This is a genomic window from Streptomyces sp. MGP-P1 (assembly GCF_057766565.1).
On sequence record NZ_JBYMEM010000007.1, the window covers coordinates 2,540,270 to 2,562,342 of the forward strand.

At 73.1% G+C, this 22,073-nt stretch carries 18 protein-coding genes; 7 read left to right on the forward strand and 11 right to left on the reverse strand.

Going from position 1 to position 22,073, the window contains the following annotated elements; all coding sequences use genetic code 11:
• Positions 1–50: 50 nt before the first annotated feature.
• Positions 51–2,306: a catalase/peroxidase HPI gene (gene katG, locus AC3CH1_RS32975; RefSeq protein WP_488466214.1), complete on the reverse strand. Its 2,256-nt coding sequence runs from the start codon at positions 2,304–2,306 to the stop codon at positions 51–53.
• Between the two features lie 381 nt (positions 2,307–2,687).
• Between katG and AC3CH1_RS32980 the strand changes: the two genes are divergently transcribed.
• Positions 2,688–3,098, forward strand: coding sequence for a Fur family transcriptional regulator (locus AC3CH1_RS32980; protein WP_488466215.1), 411 nt, complete (start codon positions 2,688–2,690; stop codon positions 3,096–3,098).
• A gap of 12 nt (positions 3,099–3,110) precedes the next feature.
• On the opposite strand, the gene AC3CH1_RS32985 is transcribed toward AC3CH1_RS32980, so the two are convergent.
• Positions 3,111–4,325: a metallophosphoesterase gene (locus tag AC3CH1_RS32985; RefSeq protein ID WP_488466216.1), complete on the reverse strand. Its 1,215-nt coding sequence runs from the start codon at positions 4,323–4,325 to the stop codon at positions 3,111–3,113.
• A 454-nt stretch (positions 4,326–4,779) separates the two neighbouring features.
• On the opposite strand from AC3CH1_RS32985, the gene AC3CH1_RS32990 reads away from it, so the two are divergent.
• Positions 4,780–5,643, forward strand: coding sequence for a PIG-L family deacetylase (locus AC3CH1_RS32990; protein ID WP_488466217.1), 864 nt, complete (start codon positions 4,780–4,782; stop codon positions 5,641–5,643).
• A gap of 31 nt (positions 5,644–5,674) precedes the next feature.
• On the opposite strand, the gene AC3CH1_RS32995 is transcribed toward AC3CH1_RS32990, so the two are convergent.
• Both AC3CH1_RS32995 and AC3CH1_RS33000 read right to left on the reverse strand, forming a co-directional pair.
• Complete coding sequence (locus AC3CH1_RS32995; protein WP_488466218.1) at positions 5,675–6,700, reverse strand: MBL fold metallo-hydrolase; 1,026 nt, start codon at positions 6,698–6,700, stop codon at positions 5,675–5,677.
• Positions 6,701–6,783: 83 nt separating this feature from the next.
• Positions 6,784–7,677: a serine hydrolase gene (locus tag AC3CH1_RS33000; protein WP_488466219.1), complete on the reverse strand. Its 894-nt coding sequence runs from the start codon at positions 7,675–7,677 to the stop codon at positions 6,784–6,786.
• A 39-nt stretch (positions 7,678–7,716) separates the two neighbouring features.
• Here AC3CH1_RS33000 and AC3CH1_RS33005 point away from each other — a divergent pair, with 39 nt between their 5' ends.
• A complete protein-coding gene (locus AC3CH1_RS33005) occupies positions 7,717–8,685 on the forward strand; it encodes a LysR family transcriptional regulator (protein WP_488466795.1) in 969 nt (322 codons plus the stop codon).
• Positions 8,686–8,857: 172 nt separating this feature from the next.
• On the opposite strand, the gene AC3CH1_RS33010 is transcribed toward AC3CH1_RS33005, so the two are convergent.
• The 5 genes from AC3CH1_RS33010 to AC3CH1_RS33030 all read right to left on the reverse strand — a co-directional run bounded on the left by AC3CH1_RS33010 (position 8,858) and on the right by AC3CH1_RS33030 (position 13,587).
• On the reverse strand, positions 8,858–9,766 hold the full coding sequence (locus AC3CH1_RS33010; protein WP_488466220.1) for a class I SAM-dependent methyltransferase: 909 nt from the start codon (positions 9,764–9,766) through the stop codon (positions 8,858–8,860).
• Between the two features lie 164 nt (positions 9,767–9,930).
• A complete protein-coding gene (locus tag AC3CH1_RS33015; RefSeq protein ID WP_488466221.1) occupies positions 9,931–11,019 on the reverse strand; it encodes an NAD(P)-dependent alcohol dehydrogenase in 1,089 nt (362 codons plus the stop codon).
• A gap of 2 nt (positions 11,020–11,021) precedes the next feature.
• Entirely contained in the window at positions 11,022–12,425 is a 1,404-nt protein-coding gene (locus AC3CH1_RS33020) for an aldehyde dehydrogenase family protein (protein WP_488466222.1), read from the reverse strand.
• 8 nt (positions 12,426–12,433) lie between these two features.
• Positions 12,434–13,186, reverse strand: a complete 753-nt coding sequence (locus tag AC3CH1_RS33025) for a (5-formylfuran-3-yl)methyl phosphate synthase (protein WP_488466223.1) — start codon at positions 13,184–13,186, stop codon at positions 12,434–12,436.
• 254 nt (positions 13,187–13,440) lie between these two features.
• Positions 13,441–13,587: a hypothetical protein gene (locus AC3CH1_RS33030; protein ID WP_488466826.1), complete on the reverse strand. Its 147-nt coding sequence runs from the start codon at positions 13,585–13,587 to the stop codon at positions 13,441–13,443.
• Between the two features lie 124 nt (positions 13,588–13,711).
• Here AC3CH1_RS33030 and AC3CH1_RS33035 point away from each other — a divergent pair, with 124 nt between their 5' ends.
• The gene (locus tag AC3CH1_RS33035; protein ID WP_488466224.1) at positions 13,712–15,958 is read left to right on the forward strand and encodes a protein kinase domain-containing protein; all 2,247 of its coding nucleotides are present in this window, start codon (positions 13,712–13,714) and stop codon (positions 15,956–15,958) included.
• A gap of 46 nt (positions 15,959–16,004) precedes the next feature.
• Here the strand turns inward: AC3CH1_RS33035 and AC3CH1_RS33040 are convergent, their stop codons facing one another.
• Together AC3CH1_RS33040 and AC3CH1_RS33045 are read right to left on the reverse strand one after the other, a co-directional pair.
• Entirely contained in the window at positions 16,005–17,777 is a 1,773-nt protein-coding gene (locus tag AC3CH1_RS33040; protein WP_488466225.1) for a siderophore-interacting protein, read from the reverse strand.
• Complete coding sequence (locus AC3CH1_RS33045; RefSeq protein ID WP_488466226.1) at positions 17,777–18,763, reverse strand: ABC transporter substrate-binding protein; 987 nt, start codon at positions 18,761–18,763, stop codon at positions 17,777–17,779. Before AC3CH1_RS33045 ends, AC3CH1_RS33040 begins: the two co-directional genes overlap by 1 nt.
• A gap of 137 nt (positions 18,764–18,900) precedes the next feature.
• On the opposite strand from AC3CH1_RS33045, the gene AC3CH1_RS33050 reads away from it, so the two are divergent.
• From AC3CH1_RS33050 to AC3CH1_RS33060, 3 genes are all read left to right on the forward strand, one after another.
• Positions 18,901–19,647: a helix-turn-helix domain-containing protein gene (locus tag AC3CH1_RS33050; RefSeq protein ID WP_488466227.1), complete on the forward strand. Its 747-nt coding sequence runs from the start codon at positions 18,901–18,903 to the stop codon at positions 19,645–19,647.
• 91 nt (positions 19,648–19,738) lie between these two features.
• The gene (locus AC3CH1_RS33055) at positions 19,739–20,797 is read left to right on the forward strand and encodes an iron chelate uptake ABC transporter family permease subunit (RefSeq protein ID WP_488466228.1); all 1,059 of its coding nucleotides are present in this window, start codon (positions 19,739–19,741) and stop codon (positions 20,795–20,797) included.
• A complete protein-coding gene (locus AC3CH1_RS33060) occupies positions 20,794–21,828 on the forward strand; it encodes a FecCD family ABC transporter permease (RefSeq protein WP_488466229.1) in 1,035 nt (344 codons plus the stop codon). Before AC3CH1_RS33055 ends, AC3CH1_RS33060 begins: the two co-directional genes overlap by 4 nt.
• Positions 21,829–22,073: the final 245 nt, after the last annotated feature.

The window sequence follows — 22,073 nt, forward strand, 5'->3', positions numbered from 1 at the left end:
GCCGTGGTCGGCGGGGTCGGGGCCGCCGAGGGGCGGCCCCGACCGCGCGGTCAGACCAGGTCGAAGCGGTCGAGGTCCATGACCTTGCTCCAGGCGGCGACGAAGTCCGTCACGAACTTCTGCCGCGCGTCGTCGCTCGCGTACACCTCGGCCAGGGCACGGAGTTCGGAGTTGGAGCCGAAGACCAGGTCCGCGCGGGTACCGGTCCACTTGACCCGGCCGGTCGCGTCGCGGGCCTCGAACTCGTCCTGCGCAGCCGACGTCGATTTCCAGGTGATATCCAGGTCGAGCAGGTTCACGAAGAAGTCGTTCGTCAGCGTGCCCGGGCGGTCGGTGAGGACACCGTGCTTCGAGCCTCCGGAATTGGCGCCCAGCACCCGCAGACCGCCGACCAGGACCGTGGTCTCCGGGGCGCTCAGCGTCAGCAGGTTGGCCCGGTCCAGGAGCAGATACTCGGCGGGCAGGCGGCTGCCCTTGCCCGCGTAGTTGCGGAAGCCGTCGTACACCGGCTCCAGGGCGGCGAAGGACTCGACGTCCGTCTGGTCCTGCGTGGCGTCGACCCGGCCCGCCGTGAACGGCACCTCCACCTCGACACCGGCGTCCTTGGCCGCCTGCTCGACGGCCGCGTTGCCCGCGAGGACGATCAGGTCGGCCAGCGAGACCTGCTTGCCGCCCTTGGCGTCGAAGGACTCCTGGATACCTTCCAGGGCCCGCAGGACCTGAGCCAGCTCGTCCGGGTCGTTCGCCTCCCAGCCGCGCTGCGGCTCCAGACGGACCCGCGCGCCGTTGGCGCCGCCACGCTTGTCGCTGCCGCGGAAGGACGCGGCCGACGCCCAGGCGGCCGAGACGAGCTGCGCCACCGTCAGGTCCGTGGCGAGCACCTGCTCCTTGAGTGCGGCGATGTCCTCGGCGTCCAGCGGCTCAGCGGTGCGCGCGGGCAGCGGGTCCTGCCACAGCAGCACCTCGGAAGGCACCTCCGCGCCCAGGTAGCACTGGATCGGGCCCATGTCACGGTGCGTCAGCTTGTACCAGGCGCGCGCGAAGGCGTCCGCGAACGCGTCCGGGTTCTCGTGGAAACGGCGCGAGATCTGCTCGTAGGCAGGGTCGAAACGCAGCGACAGGTCGGTGGTGAGCATCTGCGGCTTGTGCTTCTTCGACGCGTCGTGGGCGTCCGGGATGGTCGCCTCCGCGTCCTTGGCGACCCACTGCTTCGCACCGGCCGGGGACTCGGTCAGCTCGTAGTCGAAGGCGAAGAGGTTGTGGAAGAACTCGTTGCCCCACGTGGTCGGGGTGCTGGTCCAGGTCACCTCAAGACCACTGGTGATGGCGTCCCCGCCCTTGCCCGTCCCGTACGAGCTGCGCCAGCCCAGGCCCTGCTCCTCCATCGAGGCGCCCTCGGGGTCCGCGCCGACGCTCTCCGCAGGGCCCGCGCCGTGCGTCTTGCCGAAGGTGTGGCCACCGGCGATGAGGGCGACGGTCTCCTCGTCGTTCATCGCCATCCGGCGGAAGGTCTCGCGGATGTCGCGGGCGGCCGCCACCGGGTCCGGATTGCCGTTGGGGCCCTCGGGGTTGACGTAGATCAGGCCCATCTGGACCGCGCCGAGCGGGTTCTCCAGCTCACGGTCGCCGGTGTACCGCTCGTCGTCGAGCCAGGTGGTCTCCGGGCCCCAGTAGACGTCCTCCTCCGACTCCCAGACGTCCTCGCGGCCGCCGGCGAAGCCGAAGGTCTTCAGGCCCATGGTCTCCAGGGCGACGTTGCCGGTGAGGATCAGCAGGTCGGCCCAGGACAGCGCCTGGCCGTACTTCTTCTTGACCGGCCACAGCAGACGGCGGGCCTTGTCCAGGTTGCCGTTGTCCGGCCAGCTGTTCAGCGGGGCGAACCGCTGCTGACCGGCGCCCGCGCCACCGCGGCCGTCGCTGATGCGATACGTGCCGGCGCTGTGCCAGGCCATGCGGATCATCAGCGGCCCGTAGTTGCCGAAGTCGGCCGGCCACCAGTCCTGCGACGTGGTGAGCACCTCGGCGATGTCCCGCTTCACCGTGGGCAGGTCGAGCGACTGGAACGCGGACGCGTAGTCGAAGTCCGCACCGAGCGGGTTCGCCACGGCGGGGTTCTTGGCGAGGATCTTCAGATTGAGGCGGTCCGGCCACCACTGGCGGTTCCCGCCGCCCTGCGTGGGGTGCGGCGCGCGGCCGTGGGCCACGGGGCAGCCGCTCGCCTGTGCCTCGGGCACCTCGGGGACGGCCGTCTCGGGCGAATCCGGGGTGACGGGATCAAAGACATGCGACTCGTGGTTCTCGGTCATGGCAATCCTTCCGGACCCGGTGGGTCGTGGGGCGCTGAACGGGGGAGGAGGATTCGGTCCGCGCAGAAGGGGCACGAGGTATGCCGGGTACCGTCGCGCCCGCCCGAACGGACGTTCACGGACGGGACCGGGCGGTCCCGGCGGTGCGACGAGGACGGCGCTCGGTCGGCGCCGCGCGGTCGACCGACGGTGTCCCACCGCGTTTCTCTGCTGCCGTACCGGAGTCTTCCTGTCTCTTGGATGTCGCCGGGATCGATCCTACGATGGACTTCGTCCAAGTCAAGAAGTGCGCTAAAACGATAACGGCCGGGACGCGACGTCGTCGGATCAGTGGATCCGTCCGGGGTCGCGCGTCCCCCGCGAAGCGGAGCAGGTGACGAGATGAGCGACCTCCTTCGACGGCTACGAGGCCGTGGCTGGCGGTTGACCTCGCAGCGGCGTGTCGTCGCGGAGGTCCTCGACGGTGACCATGTGCACCTGACGGCCGACGAGGTACATCTGCGGGCCGCCGCGAGGCTGCCCGAGATCTCCCGCGCGACCGTCTACAACACGCTGGGGGAGCTCGTCACGCTCGGCGAGGTGCTGGAGGTCTCCACCGTGGGCCGGGCCAAGCGCTACGACCCGAACGCGCGCCGGGCCCATCAGCACCTGGTGTGCTCCGGCTGCGGCACGGTCCGCGACGTCCACCCGGGCGGGGACGCTCTCGGCGACCTGCCCGAGGCCGAGCGGTTCGGGTTCTCCGTCGGCTCGGTGGAGATCACCTACCGAGGCCTGTGCCCGGCCTGCTCCTGACCGCCCGGCGCGTCAGCCGGCCGGCTGCGGGGAGCGGAGCACGAGCAGGGTGATCTCGCTGGGGGCGAAGACGCGGAAGGGCGGTCCCCAGAAGCCGGTGCCGCGGCTGGTGTAGAGGAGGGTGCGAGCGCCGTGGCGGCTGAGGCCGGCGACGGCCGGCTGGTCGAGGCGGACCAGATAGTGGAAGGGCCAGATCTGGCCGCCGTGGGTGTGGCCGGAGAGCTGGAGGTCGATTCCGTGGGCTGCCGCGCGGTCGATGAACTTGGGCTGGTGGGCGAGGAGGAGCACGGGCAGGTCGGGGTCGGCGCCGTGGAGGGCTCCGGCGAGGTGGGCGCGGTGGCCGGCCAGTCCGGAGGACTCGGCGGTGACGTCGTCGACGCCGGCGACCACGAGCGTGTCACCGCCGCGTTCGAGCAGCAGATGGCGATTGCGCAGCGGCTCCCAGCCCAGCTCGTCCATCAGGTCGACCCAGCCCTGGGCCTCGCTGTAGTACTCGTGGTTGCCGGTGACATAGACGCGGGCCCGGGTCGCCCGCACGGTGCCCAGCGGAGCGGCCTGGGCGCGACGGCGTTCGGCCGTGCCGTCCGCGATGTCGCCGGTGTGGCAGACCAGGTCGGCCTCCAGGGTGTTCACCGTCTCGCAGACCCGCGCCGACCAGCGGGCCCGGTCGAGCGGACCGTAATGGGTGTCGGTGATCAGGGCGACCCGGGTTCCGTCCAAGCCGGCTCCCAGGCGCGGGAGCCGCACGTCGAGACGGCGCACCCGCGGCACGCGGCGGGCCTCGGCGTACCCCCAGGCGAGCAGCACGGCGGCGACGCCGAGGACGGCCCAGGTGACGATGCGCGCCCGGTCCTGTCCGTCGCCCACACCGGCCACGGTCAGGGCGAGCCGAAGTAGGACGCCGAGCAGTACGGACCAGGTGAACAGGACCCAGATCCCGCCCAGCAGCGTGTCACCGACGATCGCCGCCCGGTCCCGCTGGCGCCGACCGTGGCCGCGCACCATCGCGAGCGGCATACCGGCCAGGCCGAGGACGAACAGCGCGGTGCCGGTCAGGGTGACGGGCAGCGGCCAGCGCTGGCCGGTGTGCAGAAGGACCCAGCACGGCACGGCCCACAGCAGGACGGGGGCGATCAGAGGGACGTAGCGCATCAGACGCTGCAGTCGGCTCCGCCGCGCCTCCGGCGCTTCACTGGCGGCGGATCGGGTGTCGCTTGTCTCGGTCACGCTTCCCCTCCTGGGGTTCTGTCCGGCCTGAGGTTCTTCCGGCGGATCGAGCCGTATCGCAGCCCGGTGGCGGCCACCGCACGACGCGGTCGTCGTACGGGACGTCGGCCCGCGGCCCGACATGATCCGCCGCCCCCGCCCCGCTTCCGCTCCGGCGTCGACTGCCGGAGCCTCCGGGACAGCTCATTGTGCGCTGTCGCCGCAGCACCGGAGCCCTGAGGGGGCTGCGGGCGGCCTCCGTCGAGAATCGCCGGCCCCGTCGGGAACAGCCGGCCCGGTCGGCGCGGTTGCACCGTTCGAGGGACCGGCGCCGTGCGGCGGGGGACACGGAGGCCGCTGGGTCGTTCGCCCCGTCGGGATCCGAGCCCTGGGATCGCGGTAGCACGCCTACCGCCGGCCCGAACCACGACGTATCTCGACGCATCTCGACGTATCTCTGCGGGAGGACCCCTTCATGACCGACCGGCCCTTGACCCTCATGGCCGTGCACGCCCACCCCGACGACGAGGCGACCGGAACCGGAGGGGTCCTGGCGCGGTACGCGGCGGAAGGCATCCGCACGGTTCTCGTGACGTGTACCGACGGCGGCTGCGGTGACGGGCCGGGGGGTGTCAAGCCGGGCGACCCCGGACACGACCCGGCGGCCGTCGCCTCGATGCGCCGTCGGGAGCTGGAGGCGAGCTGTGAGGTCCTCGGGGTCAGCGATCTGGAGACGCTGGACTACGCCGACTCCGGAATGATCGGCTGGCCGAGCAACGAGGCCCCCGGATCCTTCTGGCAGACCCCGGTGGAGAAGGGCGCCGCCCGACTCGCGGAGCTTATGCGGCACTACCGCCCCGATGTCGTCGTCACCTACGACGAGAACGGCTTCTACGGCCACCCCGACCACATCCAGGCCCACCGCATCACGATGGCGGCGCTGGAGATGACCGAGCTGACGCCGAAGGTGTACTGGACGACGATGCCCCACTCGATGCTGCGGCGGTTCGGGGAGGCCATGCGCGAGTTCCAGGAGGACGTGCCGCAGCCGGACGCGGAGCCGGAGCGGCAGCCGGAGCCGGATCCGGCCGAGGCCGCGGCGATGACCGAGATCGGCCTCCCCGACGACGAGGTCACCACATGGGTGGACACCACCGCGTTCAGCGGCCGGAAGTTCGACGCCCTGGCCGCGCACGCCAGCCAGGGCGACAACATCTTCTTCCTCAAGATGGGCAAGGAGAGGTTCGGCGACCTGATGGGCACGGAGACCTTCGTACGCGTCCAGGACTCCACCGGCGCGGCCCTGCCCGAGAAGGACCTCTTCGCCGGACTCCGCTGATCCGTCCCCCCTCGGTGGCGTGGACGTGCCGCTATGGCGTGGACGTGCAGGCGCGCATGTCCGCGTCGTACGTCGTGCGGTAGTCCGGGACGACGATCCGGCTCGTCGGGGACTCCCGGTGGACCTGGGCGGCGAACCCGGTCAGGTCCATCACCGGGTCGCGGCGCGGAGGTTCGCTCAGCGGCTCCTCGAAGTTGTCCCAGTGGACGGGAACGACGACGCCCGGCCGGTCCAGGGCGTGCAGCAGCCGGGACGTGTAGCGGAACGTGGCGGTGCTCGACGGTACGGCGATCATCGCGAGGTCGGGGCTCAGCCCCCGTACGGCTTGTTCGGAGAAGTCGCTGGCGCCCATCAGGAACGCCGACGGGCCGTCGCTCCCCACCGTCACCTGGAAGGCCAGGGTGTCGCCCTCCGGCAGGTCGGAAATGGTCCTCGGCGCCGCCGCCGGGGGAGCGTTCAGCGTGCCCGGGGCGAAGTAGGAATGCCGCTTGTTGCGGCTGTGCAGGCTCGGCACGACCTGGACGGTGATGCCGTCGAAGTCCAGGATCTCGCCGCCCTTGACCACCGAGATCTGGCCGGGGTCGACGCCGAACGCGACCAGCAGATGGAACGTCGTCTCGGTGCCGACGATCCGCGCGCCGGTGGACTTGGCGATGTACGGCACGTCGGCGACGTGATCCCAGTGCGCGTGGCTGACCAGGACGATCTCGGGGCTGCCGACGTGCTCCCGCACCAGAGCGGGATCGGACCTCAACTTCGTGTCCGGCTCGAGCCCTCCGTCGAACAGGCCGGTCTTGAAGCGGGTGATGTAAGGGTCGAAGAGCACCGTCCGGCTGCCGACGTCGATGCGCCAGCCGGAGGTGCCCAGCCACCGGAAGGACGCCGAACCGGCCGCCGCGGCTCCGTGGTCCGCGGCGGCGGCGGTGGTGGTGGTGGCGGTGGTCGTGGCGGAGAGCAGCGGGGCCGCCGCGCCGATCGCGGCGCCGCGCAGCACCGCGCGTCGGCCGAATGCCTGGGTGCGCCGCCGCGGACGCTGTACGTCTGTGTCCTCGTTCATGGCGTCAGGAGATCAGGACGGGACCCTCTGCGTCCAAGATCAAAATTCGGGTGGGCGCATACGTGAACGCATATGAGTCCACGTCAGAATGGCTTGCCCCGGAGGGAGTCGACGGCAATCCGGGCCGTGGCGCCGATCGCCGCGTCCACCGCCGTGCGCGAGGCGGCCAGCTCGCGCGTACGGGCGAACACGGCGACCGCGTAGAGGCCGCCGTCGGGATACCGGACGACCCCCGCCTCCATGTGCAGGCCGGGCAGGGTCCCGGTCTTGGCCGCGATCGTCACCTCGTCGGGGAATCCCGAAACCAGCCGGTGCCGGAACGCTTGACGGCCCATCAGTTCCCGCACCCGGGCACACGCTTCCGGCGGACCTGCCTCGTCCCGCCAGACGAGGCGCAGCAGCCTGGTGATGTCTCTCGGCGTGCTCGCGTTGGTCCGCAGCGGATCCAGCACGCCCAGGCGCCGTTTGCGGTCGTCCGACAGGGCGGGGTACCGGAGGGCGAACTCCGCCTCGTCGCGCGCGCCGACCTCGGCGAGCATCGACTCCAGTACGTCACGGGGGCCACCCACGACGCGTGTCCTGTCGAGCCCGAGCTCCTCGGCGAGGAGCCGCACCGTGTCCAGGCCGACGCGTGCCAGCAGCAGATCGGCCGCCGAGTTGTCGCTCACCGAGAGGGCGAAGAACGCCAGATCGCGCAGCGACAGCTCCACGTCGTCCGCACAGCCCGCCGTGCCCCAGCCGCCGAGCCGGTCGGCCGCCGTCACCCGCACCCGCTCACGCGGGTCGAGCTGGCCGGCGGCCACCTGTCGGGCGAACTCCAGGACCAGCAGCACCTTGAAGACCGAGGCGATCACGACGGGCTCGTCGGCGCCGACGGTCACCTCCCCGTCGCCCGGTCCCGCCTCGACGGGGACCGCGTGCAACAACCCCTCGGCACCCGCCCCCGCGAAGATCTCGCGGATCCGTTTCTCGACCATCGGTTCGCCCCTCGCATAAGGTCACTGACTGTGGATCTCTTGCGCCACCTGCGTATCTTCGTCGCCGTCGCCGACGAGCTGCACTTCAGCCGGGCCGCCGACCGGCTCGGCATGGCCCAGCCACCCCTCAGCCAGGCGGTGCGCAGGCTGGAGAAGGACCTCGGAGCCGCCCTGTTCGACCGGTCGCAGCGTCAGGTCCGGCTCACCGCCGCCGGCCTGGTGCTGCTGGACGAGGCCCGCGAACTCCTGGCCCGCGAAAAGCGGTTACGGACCCTGGCCCGCCGCGCCGGCGACGGCGGTCTGGGCACCCTGCGCGCGGGCGTCCCACCCGACACCACGGTCTCCACGCTCTCCGCACTGCTCTCGGCCTGCGCGGGGCACTCCCCGGGACTGTCCGTCGATCTGCAGGAGATCACCACGGAGGAACAGCTGCGGCTGCTCGCTTCCGGCGGGCTCGACGTCGGCCTCGTCCACCAGCCCGTGGACGCCACCGAACTCAGTCTCGGCCCGGAGGTGCGCGCGGAGTTCGGCGTCGTGCTTCCCCGCACGTCGCCGCTGGCCCGGCTCCCCGAGGTGGCGCTCGCCGAACTGTCCGGCCACGATCTCGTGCTCTTCCCCCGCGCCCAGGCTCCCGGTTGGTACGACCGGATCCTCGACTCCTGCCGTGCCGAGGGCTTCGTGCCCGGCCGGGTCCGGCACGCGTCCAACCCCGAGTTCCTGCTGGCCCTCGTCCACGCGGGCCACGGCGTCGCCTTCGACCAGGGCCCGGTGGCACGCAAGGAGCCCCGCGTCCTCTGGCGCCCCCTGGCGGGCCGCCCGCTCACCCGGCGGACCACCGGCGCCTGGCCCGCCGGCCGTTCCGCCCACCCGGCCGCACCGCACTTCGCGGAGCTCGCGGCCGGTGTGCTGGCACGCGACCGGTCGGCGACGCCGCACCACGACGACGGCCCGCGCCCGCCGAGCGGGCCGCCCCGCCCCTGGTCGGTGGTGTACGACGAGCCGAGCTGACCGGCGGCCCCGACGCTGTACGGTCGGCAGCCTGATCGATGTCGTGTTCGCGTTCGCGTGCCGCGGCCGGCCGCAACGTACGGTAGCGGCCGAGTGCCCGCGGCTCCCCGAGGTGTTCGGCGGCCACCAGCAGCTTCACGGGGGTTCCGTCCGTGGGGCACACGGCCGGCGTCTACCGCCGGGGCTTGTCCGCGAAGACCCACCGGTTGCCCGCCAGCGCGTCGTTCGGCTCGGGCAGCGGGCCGCGTCCGTGCAGCCGGGTGAAGTCGAAGGGGGTGCGGACCGACGTGCGCCAGCTCATGCCCGTCAGCTTCCCCGCGGAGTCGGGCCGCGGGCTCCTGTCGAACAGGTCCAGCAGGTCGATGCCGATCTGCTGGCGCGTGGCCGTGTAGAGCGGGCTGTCGCGGTACTCCAGCAGATCCCTGTCGAGCTTGACCTCGAAGGCCAGCGCGCTTCCCCCCGCACTCAGCCGGTCCACCGTGTCGATGAGATACGTCTCGGCGGCGGGCGGCAGATAGAACAGCAGGCCCTCGACCAGCCAGACGCTCGGCGCGGCGGGGTCGAAGCCGGAGCCGGGCAGGGCGCCGGCCCAGTCGGCGCGCAGATCCATCGGGACCGGTACGCGTGCCGCCCTCGGGGTGGCCGAAAGACCTCCGAGCACCTGGTGCTTGAACGCCAGGACCTCCGCCCGGTCGATCTCGAAGACCACACAGCCGGGAGGCCAGGCGAGCCGGTACGCACGCGAGTCCAGCCCCGCCCCGAGAAGGACCACCTGGCGGACGTCCCCCGCGTGCACCGACCGGAGGAGGAAGTCGTCGAAGACCCGCGTCCGCAGCCCGAAGTACCGGGCGAACCGCCCCCACAGCGGGTTCCGGTCCCCGTCCGGGACCTCCCGAGGGTGGACCGGCCAGCCCTTGGACGCCGGGGCCCCGAGCACGAAGTGCTCCGCGAAGTCGTCCCGCGCCAGGCTGTCGGGGCGATGTGTCTCGATGGCCCGCGCCGCGGCCACCAGGAGAGCGGTCGCACCGACCCCTCCCGCCACACCCTCGACACCGTCGTTGCGGTGCGCCGTGTCGGCCATGTGCACTCCCTTGGGGTTGTCGGGGACGACGAACAGCGAGCAGAGCGAAGGAACAACCGGCGGGAAGTCACCGGGGGCGCGGGGGAGTCGGCTGGGCGGAGAACGCCCCGCACGCCGGGGCCCCGCCCCGCCGGAATCCCCGTGCGCCCGGAACGCGCGCCGCCCTACGGAATGAGGACCGGCTTCACCACACGGCCCGCGTCGCAGTCGCGTTCGGCCTCGTTGATGTCGGCCAGCGGGTACGTGCGGATCAGCTGGTCGAAGGGGAACAGCCCGGCCTGCCACAGCCCGGTCAGCCGGGGGATCAGCAGCGCCGGGACCGCGTCCCCCTCGCAGATGTGGGAGATCTTCCGGCCCCGGTCCAGGGCCCCCGGTTCGAGCGGCAGATGGGTGTGCAGCCGTGCCACCAGGCCCAGGTGGCCGGTCGGACGCAGCGACCGGAGCGCGTCGTTGATCAACCGGGCGGACCCCGTGGTGTCCAGGGCGTACTGAGCGCCGCCGTCGGTCAGCCGCTGGACACGGCCGGGAAGGCCGGCCGCAGCGGCGTCCAGCGGAACCGCGCGGAACCGCTCGGCCTGGGCCAGTCGTTCCGGGTGCCTGTCGACCGCCACGACGAGGGCCCCGGCGGCGGTGGCCGCCATGACCGCGGCCAGGCCCACCGCCCCGGCGCCGAAGACCACGACGGTGTCACCGGGGCCGACGCCGAAGGAGTTGATCACCGCCCCGGCGCCGGTGAGGAAACCGCAGCCGAGCGGGCCCAGCAGTTCGAGGGGGAGGGAGGCGTCGACAGGCACCGCGTTGCGAGCCGGGACCATCGCGTACTCGGCGAACGCGGACTGGCCGAACCACCGGGGCGCCAGCGCCTCCCCGGCCCCGTCGGTGAACCGGGCCGGGCTCTCGGCACGCCCCCCGAAGAGGTTGAGCGCGGCGAACCGGTCGCAGTAGGCGGGTGCCCCGCCCAGGCAGCTCCGGCACCGCCCGCAGGAGTCGAAGCTCAGCACCACATGGTCACCCGGGGTCAGACCGGTGTTCGGGCCGCCCGTCTCCACCACCACCCCGGCCCCCTCGTGCCCGAGCACCGCGGGCAGCGGCGAGCGGCCCGCCGAGCGGCGGACGGCGAGATCGGTCCGGCACAGTCCGCAGCCCGCGATCCGGACCAGGATCTCGCCGTCGGCCGGCCCCGCGCCCAGGATCACCTCCTCGACGGCGAACGGGGCCTCGTAACCGCGCAGTACCGCCGCGCCGAACCTCATCGTCAGGCCTCCCGGGGACGGTGGACGACGAACGGTCTGAGGTTCCCGTACAGTCCCCACGGCCCGCCCGCGACGCCGACGCCGCTCTCCTTGGCACCGGCGAAGGGCTGGGCGAGGGAGAGCTCGGCGTGGTGGTTGATCCACGCCGTCCCGCACTCCAACCGGTCGGCGACCGCCTCGGCCCGGTCCAGGTCGGTCCCCCAGACCGAGCCGCCGAGGCCGAAGCGGGTGGCGTTGGCCGCCTCCACGGCTTCGTCGAGGCTTCCGTACGGCAGTACCGGCAGGACCGGACCGAACTGTTCCTCCGTCACCACCGGGCTGTCGGACCGGACATCGGCCAGGACCGTCGGGGCGTGGAAGTAGCCCGGCCGGTCCAGCCGGTGGCCACCGGCCACGGCCCGGGCCCCGTCCGCCAGGGCCCTGGCCGTGTAGCGCTCCACCCGGGCCAGTTGGGCGGCGTTGTTGAGCGGCCCCAGCTCCGTGGCCCGGTCGAGACCGGCTCCGACGACCACGCTCTTCGCCCGTTCCGCGAGGGCCTCGACCACGCGCGAGTGGAGCCGGGCCGGGGCGTAGACGCGCTTGACCGCCATGCAGACCTGCCCGCAGTTGCGGAACGCCGCCCAGAACAGCCGGTCCGCGATCCGCTCCACGTCCACGTCGTCCAGCAGGATGGCGGCGTCGTTGCCGCCCAGCTCCAGGGTGACCCGGGCGAGGCCGGCCGCCGCCCCCGCCGCGACGGACCGCCCGGCGGCGACCGAACCGGTGAAGGTCACATGGCGGATCCCCGGGTGCGACGCGAGGCAGGCGCCGAGCGGTTCCCGCCCGGTGACGACCGTCAGCACGCCCTCGGGGAGGGCGGCGGACAGGACGGATCCCAGCAGCCGGGTGGCCAGCGGCGTGAACGGGGACGGCTTGAGCACCACCGTGTTGCCCGCCGCGAGCGCGGGCGCGAACTTCGCGGAGGCGAGCTGGAGCGGGAAGTTCCACGGGACGATGGCGGCGACGGGCCCCAGCGACCGCCAGCGGACCTCGCTGTGCACCGCCCGGCCGTCGGTGATCGTACGGGGCTCGGGGACGCACTCGGCGAACCAGCGCAGGCGAGCCGCCGTGCGGGCGACCTCCGCGTACGACTCGGCCAGTGGTTTGCCCTGCTCGCGGGTGAGCAGGGGAGCGAGGTCCGCCCCGGCCCCCTCCACGGCGTCGGCCGACGCGAGCAGGGCGGCGGTGCGGCCGGCCGGGTCGGCCCGCCAGCCCGGCCAGGCCTCCTGGGCGCGGCCGACCACCGCGTCCAGCTCCTTCGCCTGCTGGTCGGGAACCTCGCCGAAAGGCTCGCCCGTCGCCGGGTCGAGGACGGTGAAACGCTCACCGCGGGGTGCGGGACCGGGGCGGTGCGGCTGCGGCGCCACGCCGGCGGTCAGCTCGCGGCCGGGGTGGCCGCGAGCTCCCGGGCGTGCCGGTCCATCTCCGCCCGGAAGGCGGCCACCAACCGAGGCTGGATCCTCCCGGTGTCGCGGTCGCCCCCCTCGCAGACCGCCCCGCGCACGCCCACGATGTCCGTTCCGATACGGGTCAGCGTGGCGAGGTCCGCCGCCTTGACGCTGCCCGCGAGGGCGGCGAGCAGACCGGCCTCGTGGGCCAGCCGCACGAACTCCGCACAGGCCTCGGGCGGCACATGGTCGAACAGCCGGGTCCCGTCCTTGATCGCGGTGTCCAGCATGGCCGCGTCGGATCCTGAGCGGCGGGCGATGTCGGGCAGCGCGAGCGGGTTGACGCAGCCGATCCGGTGGGCGTCCGCGTACCCCGAGGCGACGACGAACGCGTCGGGCCGGAAGTCCTTCACGGCCCGGACGACTCCCCGCATGACGTCGATGGCCTGGTCGGGCGTCGTGCATCCGTAGAGGCCGACCTTGATGTAGGTCGCTCCGGAGACAGCCGCGCCGAGCGCCGCCTGGGCCACCGTGCCGGGCTTGTACGGCACGTCTCCGACGGTGGCGGACACCGGCTTGTCCGCGGGGACCACTCCGCGGATCTCCCTGATGACCCAGGGGAAGTTCGCGCCGAGCGACCCCTCGTCGGGCTTCTTGACATCGACGATGTCGAGATGCTCCGCCGCCTTCGCACACGCGAGAGCTTCCTCGACGCCGTCCGGGGAGATGAGAAGCAGCAACGTGAATTCCTTCCACCGCGTGTTCACCCGCCGAACGGCGCGTGCGCGGAGCAGCGGGGATCTGGTGCGGTCGGCTCATCCTCGCGGCACCGCCCGGGCCCCGGCAGGGCGTGAGGGATGGCGAAGGGGGCACTGCACAGGCCTGCTCGCGCCCCCCGTGGCGCGCCGTTCACCTCGGCCTCCGCCGACGGAGTCAGCCGGTGAACGACCGGGCGCTCCACGCCGCGCGACTCCGGCCGCTGCCGCGACACGCCTCAGTAGGCAGTGCTGAGTTCCCAGAACCGGAAGACGGTCGAGGTGTCCAGGCAGTTCCGGAGCCCTCGGGCGTTCTCGTGGGCGACCGCGTACTGCTTGCCCTGCCAGAGCGGCAGAAGCGGACGACTTCCCCGTGGAGCGGGCACGGCCGGGCTCCCCGATCGTCACCCGCTCGGCTCTGCCGTACCGGCCTGCGGCTAGTTTGGGTGCAGCAGAGGTGAGCGGGCCCGTGGTGGCAGAGAACGCACGGGGGACGGGAGGTCGGGAAGAGTGTCGCTGCGCGGAGGTGATCCGGTCGAGATCGGCGGTTATCCGCTGGAGGCGCGGCTCGGTTCGGGTGGCATGGGCACGGTCTTCCTGTCCCGTACGAGCTCGGGGCGGCCGGTCGCGATCAAGCTGATCCATCAGCAGTTCGCGGGGGACGACGAGTTCCGCATCCGGTTTCGGCAGGAGGTGGCGGCCGCGCGGCGGGTGAGCGGCGCGTTCACCGCCGCGGTGGTCGACGCCGCCCCCGAGGCCGAGCAGCCGTGGATGGCGACGACCTACATCGAGGGGCCCACGCTCACGCAGCGCATCGCCGAGGGGGGCCCGCTGGACGGAGCGGAGCTGAGGCGGCTCGCCATCGGTCTGGCGGAGGCGCTGCGCGACATCCACCGGGTGGGGGTCGTCCACCGCGACCTGAAACCCTCCAACGTCGTGCTCTCGCCCGAGGGCCCGCGCGTCATCGACTTCGGCATCTCGCGCGCGGTGGACCAGCAGACGCTGACGATGACCGGGCGGGTCATCGGTACGCCGCCCTTCATGTCGCCCGAGCAGCTGCAGGCGCCACGTGGTGTGGGCCCGCGGTCCGACGTCTTCTCCCTGGGGACCCTCCTGGTGTACGCGGCGACGGGCCATGGGCCCTTCGACGCGGACAGCCCCTATATGACGGCCTATCAGGTCGTGCATGAGGAACCGTCGTTGGACGCCGTTCCGGAGGCTCTGCGGGCGGTCGTCGAACCGTGCCTGGACAAGGAGCCCGAGGGGCGTCCCTCGGCGGACGAACTGCTCGTGCTGCTGCGGGACCTGCCCGCCGAACTCGGCGGGACCAGGACCGGCGGTCCGGGTGCGGGCCGCACTCGCGACATGAACACGCAAGCTCACCTCGCGACGGGGGACACCCCGGCGCGGACCGCCCCGACGGACCCCGGCACCGGAAGCACCGGCGCCCCGGCCGGCCGTCTGCGCAGCCGCCGGCGGCCCGTGCTCGCGGCGGTGGTCGCGGTGGCGGCGATCGGCGGCGGAGTCGCCGCGCTGACGACGGGCGGCTTCGCCGGAAGCGGAGGCGGCACGAGCCCCGGTGGCGCGGGCACGGGGCAGAGCACCGCGGTGCCGGCGGGCGCGCTTCCGGACGGCTTCGAGCCGTGGCGCGCCACCGTGCCGGGCGGCCGCGAGGACATCCCCGACGAACTGCGGTGCGTCGCGCGGGGCGACGCGCTGTTCTGCGGGGGCGGCGGCGTCGTCGCGACCCGTGTCAGGGCCCACGACGGGTCCCGGGTGTGGACCGCGAAGAGCCCGGGCGTCCCCGTCCAGGGCATGCACATGGTGGGCGCCACCGACGACACGGTGCTCGGCTACCGCTTCTCCGCCCAGGACGACCCCGAGGGTCCTCGCAGCGAGGTGGTGGCCCTCGACGCCGACAGCGGCCGGGAGTTGTGGTCCGCACCGTCCGGAGCCCAGTCGACGGCCGTCACGGGCCGGACCATGGACTCCGTCGTGGTCGGCTCCTCCGTGGTGACGGTCGACGCCTCCAACTCCCGCTTCGAGGCCCGGGACGCCCACAGCGGTGACGCCCTCTGGACGACATCGTTCCCCACCGGCACCCAGTGTGCCCCCGTCCCGCTCGGGCCGCGGCTCCTCGCGATGTGCGCGGCCGACACGGAGGTGGACGACCTCCAGGTGCGTCGTCCCACCTTGCGTACGCTCGACCTCCCCTCCGGGACTCCGGGCAGGCCCGTCACGGTCGACGGCTCCGTCGTGCCGGTGGGCGCGGCCCGCGGTGGGCTCGTCCTCCTCTCGAAGCGCTACGAGGGAACGGCGTCGGCGGGGTACGACGGAGTGGCGCGGTTCGACCCGGCCTCGCGGAAGGTCACGTACGCGCGGTTCGACAAGGTGTACGCCGGTACGGCCGGCATGGCGGACGGCACCGTCTACGTGAGCGGACAGGCCGGTCTCGTGACGGCGCTCGACTCCGCGACAGGGCGTAGGAAGTGGTCGCGCCAGACGGGCGTGGAGGGTGCGTCGGGCCCCGCGGCGGGAGCCGGCGCGCTGTACTTCAGCTCGGCCACCGGCCGGGTGGTCGCCCTGTCGCCGAAGGACGGCAAACCGCTGTGGACGACGGATCCCCGGGTCGACGGTCTGACGGGCGAGCAGGACGCGAGCCCCCGCGTGACCGTCGCGGGGCGCGCGGTGTTCGTGGCCGCGGCCACGAACACCCTCTTCGCCTTCGACGGGCAGAGGCCGCCGAGGTCGGGCTGACCCCGGCGGTCTCTGCCCGCCCGCCCCTCCCCTGTGGGGGCGGGCGTCAGGCCCGGCGCAGGACCGTGGCCTCCGTGCCCCAGCCGAGCGCGATCGTCCGGTCGACACTCCAGCCCGACCGCCGCGCGAGAGCGGCGATCGCGGCGGAGTCGCGCAGCGGGCTGCCGGTCGCGGTGTACGTGTGCAGGGCCGCCTCGGCCGCGTGCGGACTCAGGCCGTCGGGGCGGGAGGCCTCGACGAGGACCGCCGTCCCGGTCCATCCGGCCAGCCGCGTGAGGAGCTGGACGCCCTCCTCGTCGGTGCGGTGGGCGAGGGCCTTCGCGGCGACGGCGACATCGGCGGGGCCGGCCGTCCAGTCGATGCGGTCCGGTGCCGTGACGTGTCCGCGCAGCACCCCGGCCGGGGTGGCTTCCTCCGCGATCCGCAGCCGGGGCCGCCGCCCGGCGTCGTCGAGAGCGGCGACCACCGAGGCGCTGCCCGGCCCGGTCAGGAGACAGGTCCCGACGTCCTCCCAGAGGGGGTCGGCCGTCAGACCGCTCAGCAGGAAGACCAACTGCTCGCACTCCTCGACCAGTTCGCCGTAGCGGTCCGCGTCGTGGGTCACCGTCTCGTGCAGGGTGGCGCCCGAGGCGAGCCGCCAGGGGGACGTGCCGTCCCGGAGCGCGGGAGCCAGGTGCGCGAGGGCGAGCAGCAGCTCGGCCTCGTGGCCGGTGTACTCCTCGCGCTCGTGGTCGTCCAGGAGCTCCTCGCCCGCCGGGCCCAGACGGAGCCCGGCCCCGCTGTCCGCGCCGACGACCACGCCGTACGCGGCGAGCAGCGGAAGCAGTACGCCGATCCCCGGCGCGGGCACGCCCAGGCGGGTCGCGAGCGCTTCGGCGGAGAGCCCCGGCGCGTCGGCCACCGCGTCGACGACGCCGAGCCGCAACGCGGCCCGTGCCACCAGCCACGGCAGCGGCGACGGGATCCCGGCGGGGCCGTGCGCGGCGGCGGCGTCGGCCGGGCCCGGTGCCTCCGGTGCGGCGGGCTCCTCGCGGTGCCAGTAACCCGTGATGTTCACACGGTCCTTGGGGAGCTTCCGCTCCCGCTGGAGATACCGGCGTACCGGAAGCAGCGCCCGGCTCTCCGCGGCCGCCCAGGCGAATCCCTCGCCCGCCGGCGAAGGCAGTGCGCGGACGGCGGCGTCCAGCGCCGCCGCGTCGCCCGGCTCCGCGACCACCCATCTGATCGTGTCGCCGTCGCGCAGCGTCAGCTCCTGGCGCGCCGCGTCGTCCGAGACGGTGACCAGGATGTGCGCGGGTGCGTCGAGGGGACGTTCGTCGAGGAAGCGGCCGATCGCGGGCAGCGCCGTCTCGTCCCCGACGAGGAGGATCCAGTCCAGCCGTTCCGGCAGCCGGAGCGACGACTTGGGCCCGACGAACCACAGCTCGTCGCCCTCCCGCGCGGAAGCCGACCAGGCCTCCGCGGGTCCTTCGCCGTGCACCACGAAGTCGAGGTGGAGCTCTCCCGCCCGATGGTCCACCCGCCGGGGCGTGTAGTCGCGGGTCAGCCGGTGTTCGGCCGGCGTCCACTCGATGCCGTGCGGCAACTGGGCGGGGAGTGCGTCCCGGACATTTCCGTCCGCGGCCAGGATCAGCTTGATGTGGTCGTCGAACCCGGGTGCGGCGAAGGCCGGGTGGGCGGTCCCGTCGCGGGTGAACGCGCCGAGGTCCTCGCCGCCGAGGACCACCCGGCGCATCCGGGGGGTCACCTCGTGGACGCGGCGGACGCTGACCCGGCGCAGGACGAGGGGGTGCGTCGTGTACGCACGCTGGGCACCCATCAGGAGAACTGCTTCTCGATGAGGTCGAGGAGGGCCATCGACTCGTCGTAGTCGCCGCGCAGCACCCAGTGCGGCAGGTCATAGGCCTGGTTCGCCTTGAAGGCGGGCAGCGCGCCGTAGACGGGGTTCTTCTCGAGGGTGGCGACATCGGTGGTGTCGGCGTTGAAGCCCATCACGAACACGGACGGCTGGGTGATCGTCTGGCCCACCTTCTCGGTCGACAGCTCGAACATGTCACCGCCCTGCCCGTACACCTTGAAACCGCCCTCCGCGAAGACCGGCGCCGGCTCGATGCCGACCTTCTTCAGCTCGGGGGGCAGGCCCACGCTCTCCACCAGGCCGTAGGCGGTGCCGTCGCCGGTGAAGGCGAGGAAGGACACGGGTCCGGCCGGCGGCTTGATGGCCTTCTTCACCTCGCCGATCCGCTGGTCGTACGCGGCCAGGTGCTCGTCGTAGACATCGGCCTTGCCGAACACGTCACCCGCGAGGAAGGAGAACTGGCTCCGCCAGTCGCCGAGCTTCTTGCCCACGAGCACGGTGGGAGCGATGTCGGTGAGGTCGTCGTACACCTTCTCCGCCTGGAACAGGGGGAAGCCGATGCCGCCGCCGACGATGAGGTCGGGCTCCAGGGCGAGGATCGCCTCCAGGTCGAAGCCGTCGACGCTCCACGGCAGGAACGTCGTGCCGTCCGCCTTCGCCTCCTTCGCCCAGTTCGGGGAGAACTCGCCCTTGCCGTCGGCGTCCTCGGGGATCGTGGCCCGCACCGGCACGTCGAGGTCGTAGAGGTACCCGGCGAGGGCGTGGTTCAGCACGACCACCTTCTTGGGCTCGGCCGGCACCTTCACCTTGCCGTAGTCGGTCGTGACGGTTCGGGTCTTCGCGGCGGAGGCCTTGTCCCCGTCGCCCGACGGGTCGGCGGCCGAGCAGCCGGTGAGGGCCAGCGCGGCGACGGCCGCGACGGCGAGAAGGCGGGCAGGAGCAAACATGGGACCTCATGTGGCTGGGTAGGCTCGGATGTTCGAGCTGTTGGTAAGGTGAGGCTAACCTCGCTGGTTCCGCTGCGTCGATCCGAGTACGACATCGCCAGTGACGGACACGACGCGTCGCACAACGGGAGGCACGCTTGCCGACGACATCCCTCGGCACCGTGGTCGCCGAGAACGCCATCCGCTTTCTGGGGCACGACACGCATCGGCACGACGCGCCGCACCTCATCTACCTGGTGACGGGCCGCGCCCGCCTGTCCGCCGATGGCGAGGAGTGGCGGCTCGGTCGGCACGAGGCCCTCTGGCTCGCTCCGCGCGTGCCGCACGCGCTGCGGATCGAGCCGGGCGGCATGGCGCTCGGCCCCCTCCTCGACCCTGCTGACCAGCCACGATGCCGGGTACAGCCCCTCGGGGCAGTACCCGCGATCGTCGAGGTCATGACCACCACACTCGGCGCGGCGCCGACCACGCCGGAGCAGGTCGAGCCGTTCCGTCAGGAGCTGGGCCGCGTACTGAGAGGGATCTCCCGGCAGTACTTCCCGGTCGTGCTGCCCGTCCATCCCGCGGTGCGCGCACTCGCCCGCGAGGCCCTGCGCGCTCCCTCCCTGACCCTGGAACGGCTCGCCGAACGACACCGGATGAGCCCCCGCCAGGTGCAGCGCGTCTTCCTCGACGAGACCGGACTGCCCTTCACACGGTGGCGCAACCGGGCCAGGATGAACGCCGCCGTCGAACACCTCCGCGGCGGAGGCGAGCTGACGGCGGCGGCCAGGGCGGCCGGCTACGCGACCCGGGCCGGACTGGTGCGCGCGCTGAGCCGCGAGGCCGGGGTGCCGGTGAGCGCGCTCACCACGGACGCGGTGGGGGCGCTCGGCGGCCGCTGAACCGGGAGCCGGGCAGTTCCAGCAGTTCAGGTACGTCGATCACGCACGGCACTTCGACCCGTCCGGGTGGCGGGTCGCACAGGGAGAACAGATGGCACAGGCGCTCGCGCCGACGACCGCGCCACCACCGGGCAGGCCGTCGAGGTCGTCGCGTCGCAGGACCCGTCGGCTCCTCGGCCTGGGCGCCGCCGTCTCCACGCTCCTCGTGGCGGTGGTGCTCAGCGTCGCGATCGGCTCGGCGCTGCTCCCCCTCGACGTGGTGTGGCAGGCGCTGACCGCCCCCGACGGCTCCGCCTCGCACGCCACGATCAGCGGCGCCCGCGTGGACCGCACGCTGCTCGGCATCGTCGTCGGCGCGTCCCTGGGCGTGGCGGGGGCGCTCATCCAGGCGCTCACCCGCAATCCGCTCGCCGACCCCGGAGTCCTCGGCGTCAACGCCGGCGCGAGTTTCGCCGTCACCCTGGCCGTGGCCGTCTTCGGCGTCACGCGCATCGACCAGTACCTGCCCTTCGCCTTCGTCGGCGCCGTCGTCGGCTCGGCGGTGGTCTACCTCGCCGCGAGCGGCGGCCGGGGCGGGCCCACACCGCTGCGCCTCACCCTCGTCGGGGTCGCCTTCACGGCGGTCCTGCTCGGCGTCTCCCAGACCCTCGCCCTGATCGACACGGAGACCTTCGACCGTATGCGGTTCTGGGGAGCGGGCACCATCACCGACCGCCCGACGGGCACCGCCGCCGACATCGCGCCCTTCGTCCTGGCCGGCCTGCTGGCCGCCGCCTTCTGCGCGCGCCCGCTCAACGCGATCGCGCTCGGCGACGACGCGGGGCGGGCCGTCGGGCTGCGGGTCGGCGCGACCCGGTGCGGTGTGGTGATCGCGGTGGCCCTGCTGTGCGGTTCGGCGACGGCCGCGGCGGGACCGCTGATGTTCGTCGGCCTCATGGTGCCGCACGCCGTGCGCTGGCTCACCGGCCCCGACTGGCGCTGGATCCTCGCCTACTCCGCCGTCCTCGCCCCGGCGATCGTGCTGTTCGCCGACGTCCTGGGCCGTCTGATCGTGATCCCGTCCGAACTCCAGGTCGGCGTCATGATGCCGCTCATCGGCGCGCCCGTACTGATCCTGCTGGTGCGCGGAAGCCGGGTGAGGGAGCTGTGAGCGGGGCCTTCGTCCTCAGGGCGGGTTCCCTGAGCCTGCGGGCGACACGCCGCGGGGTCGTGGTGTGCGGACTGCTGTCGGCCGCGCTGCTCGCCCTGTCCCTCTGGGCCTTCACCCTCGGCAGCTACTCGCTGAGCCTCGGCGACCTGGCCGCGGTCATGTCCGGCGACGCCAGGAACAGCGTCCGCACCGTCGTCCTGGAGTGGCGGGCGCCGCGCATCGTCGCCGCCGTACTGTTCGGGGCCGCCCTCGCGATGGGCGGCGCGGTCTTCCAGTCCCTGACCCGCAACCCGCTCGGCAGCCCCGACGTCATCGGCTTCACCACCGGCTCCTACACCGGAGTCGTCCTCACGCTGCTCGCGGGCGCGAGCAGCTACTCGGCGCTCGCGGCGGGCGCGCTGGCCGGTGGCCTCGTCACCGCGCTGGCCGTGTATCTGCTGGCGTTCCGGCGGGGTGTGCGGGGCTTCCGGCTCATCATCGTGGGGATCGCGGTCGGCGCGCTGCTGTCCTCGGTCAACACGTGGTTCTCGGTCAAGGCGGACGTGGACACCGCGCTGAGGGCCGCGGTGTGGGGCGCCGGTTCGCTCAGCGCCATCGGCCGGCCCGCCGTGCTGACGGCCGCCGTCCTGCTGGCGCTGGTCGCCCTGGCGGCCCCGGTGGCGCAACGCCGGATGCGCTGGCTCGAACTGGGCGACGACACGGCCGCGATGCTGGGCGTACGCGTCGAGCGCACGAAACTGCTGCTGGTCGTCCTCGGCGTGGCCGCCACGGCCGCGGTGACCGCCGCGGCGGGCCCCATCGCCTTCGTGGCGCTGGCTGCGCCCCAGATCGCCCGCCGTCTCACCGGCCGCGGAACCTCCGTCGACCTCACCGGTTCGGCGCTCGTCGGCGCGCTGCTGCTGCTCGGCGCCGACATCGCGGCGCAGCACGCGATCGAGGGCGTGGTGCTGCCGACCGGCGCGGTCACCGTGTGCGTCGGCGGGGCGTATCTCCTGGTGCTGCTGGTGCGGGAGTCCCGGCGGGGGTGGTAGCGCTCCGGCCCGCGCGGAGGGCGGAAAAGGGACGGCGGCAAGAACCCGTCGCCCACGGATCCGCGCGGCGACCCGTCGCCCACGGATCCGCGCGGCGTCGTCCTCGCGCGCGTGCCGGTCACGCCGGGGGGACGGCCCGGCCGTGCACATCCATGGCCGACACGGGTACTCCTGGAGTCCGGGGGTGGTCGACGCCCGGCGCCGCCGGTCGGCCGCCGCGGTCTGTCGCGGTCGTCCAAGGACGG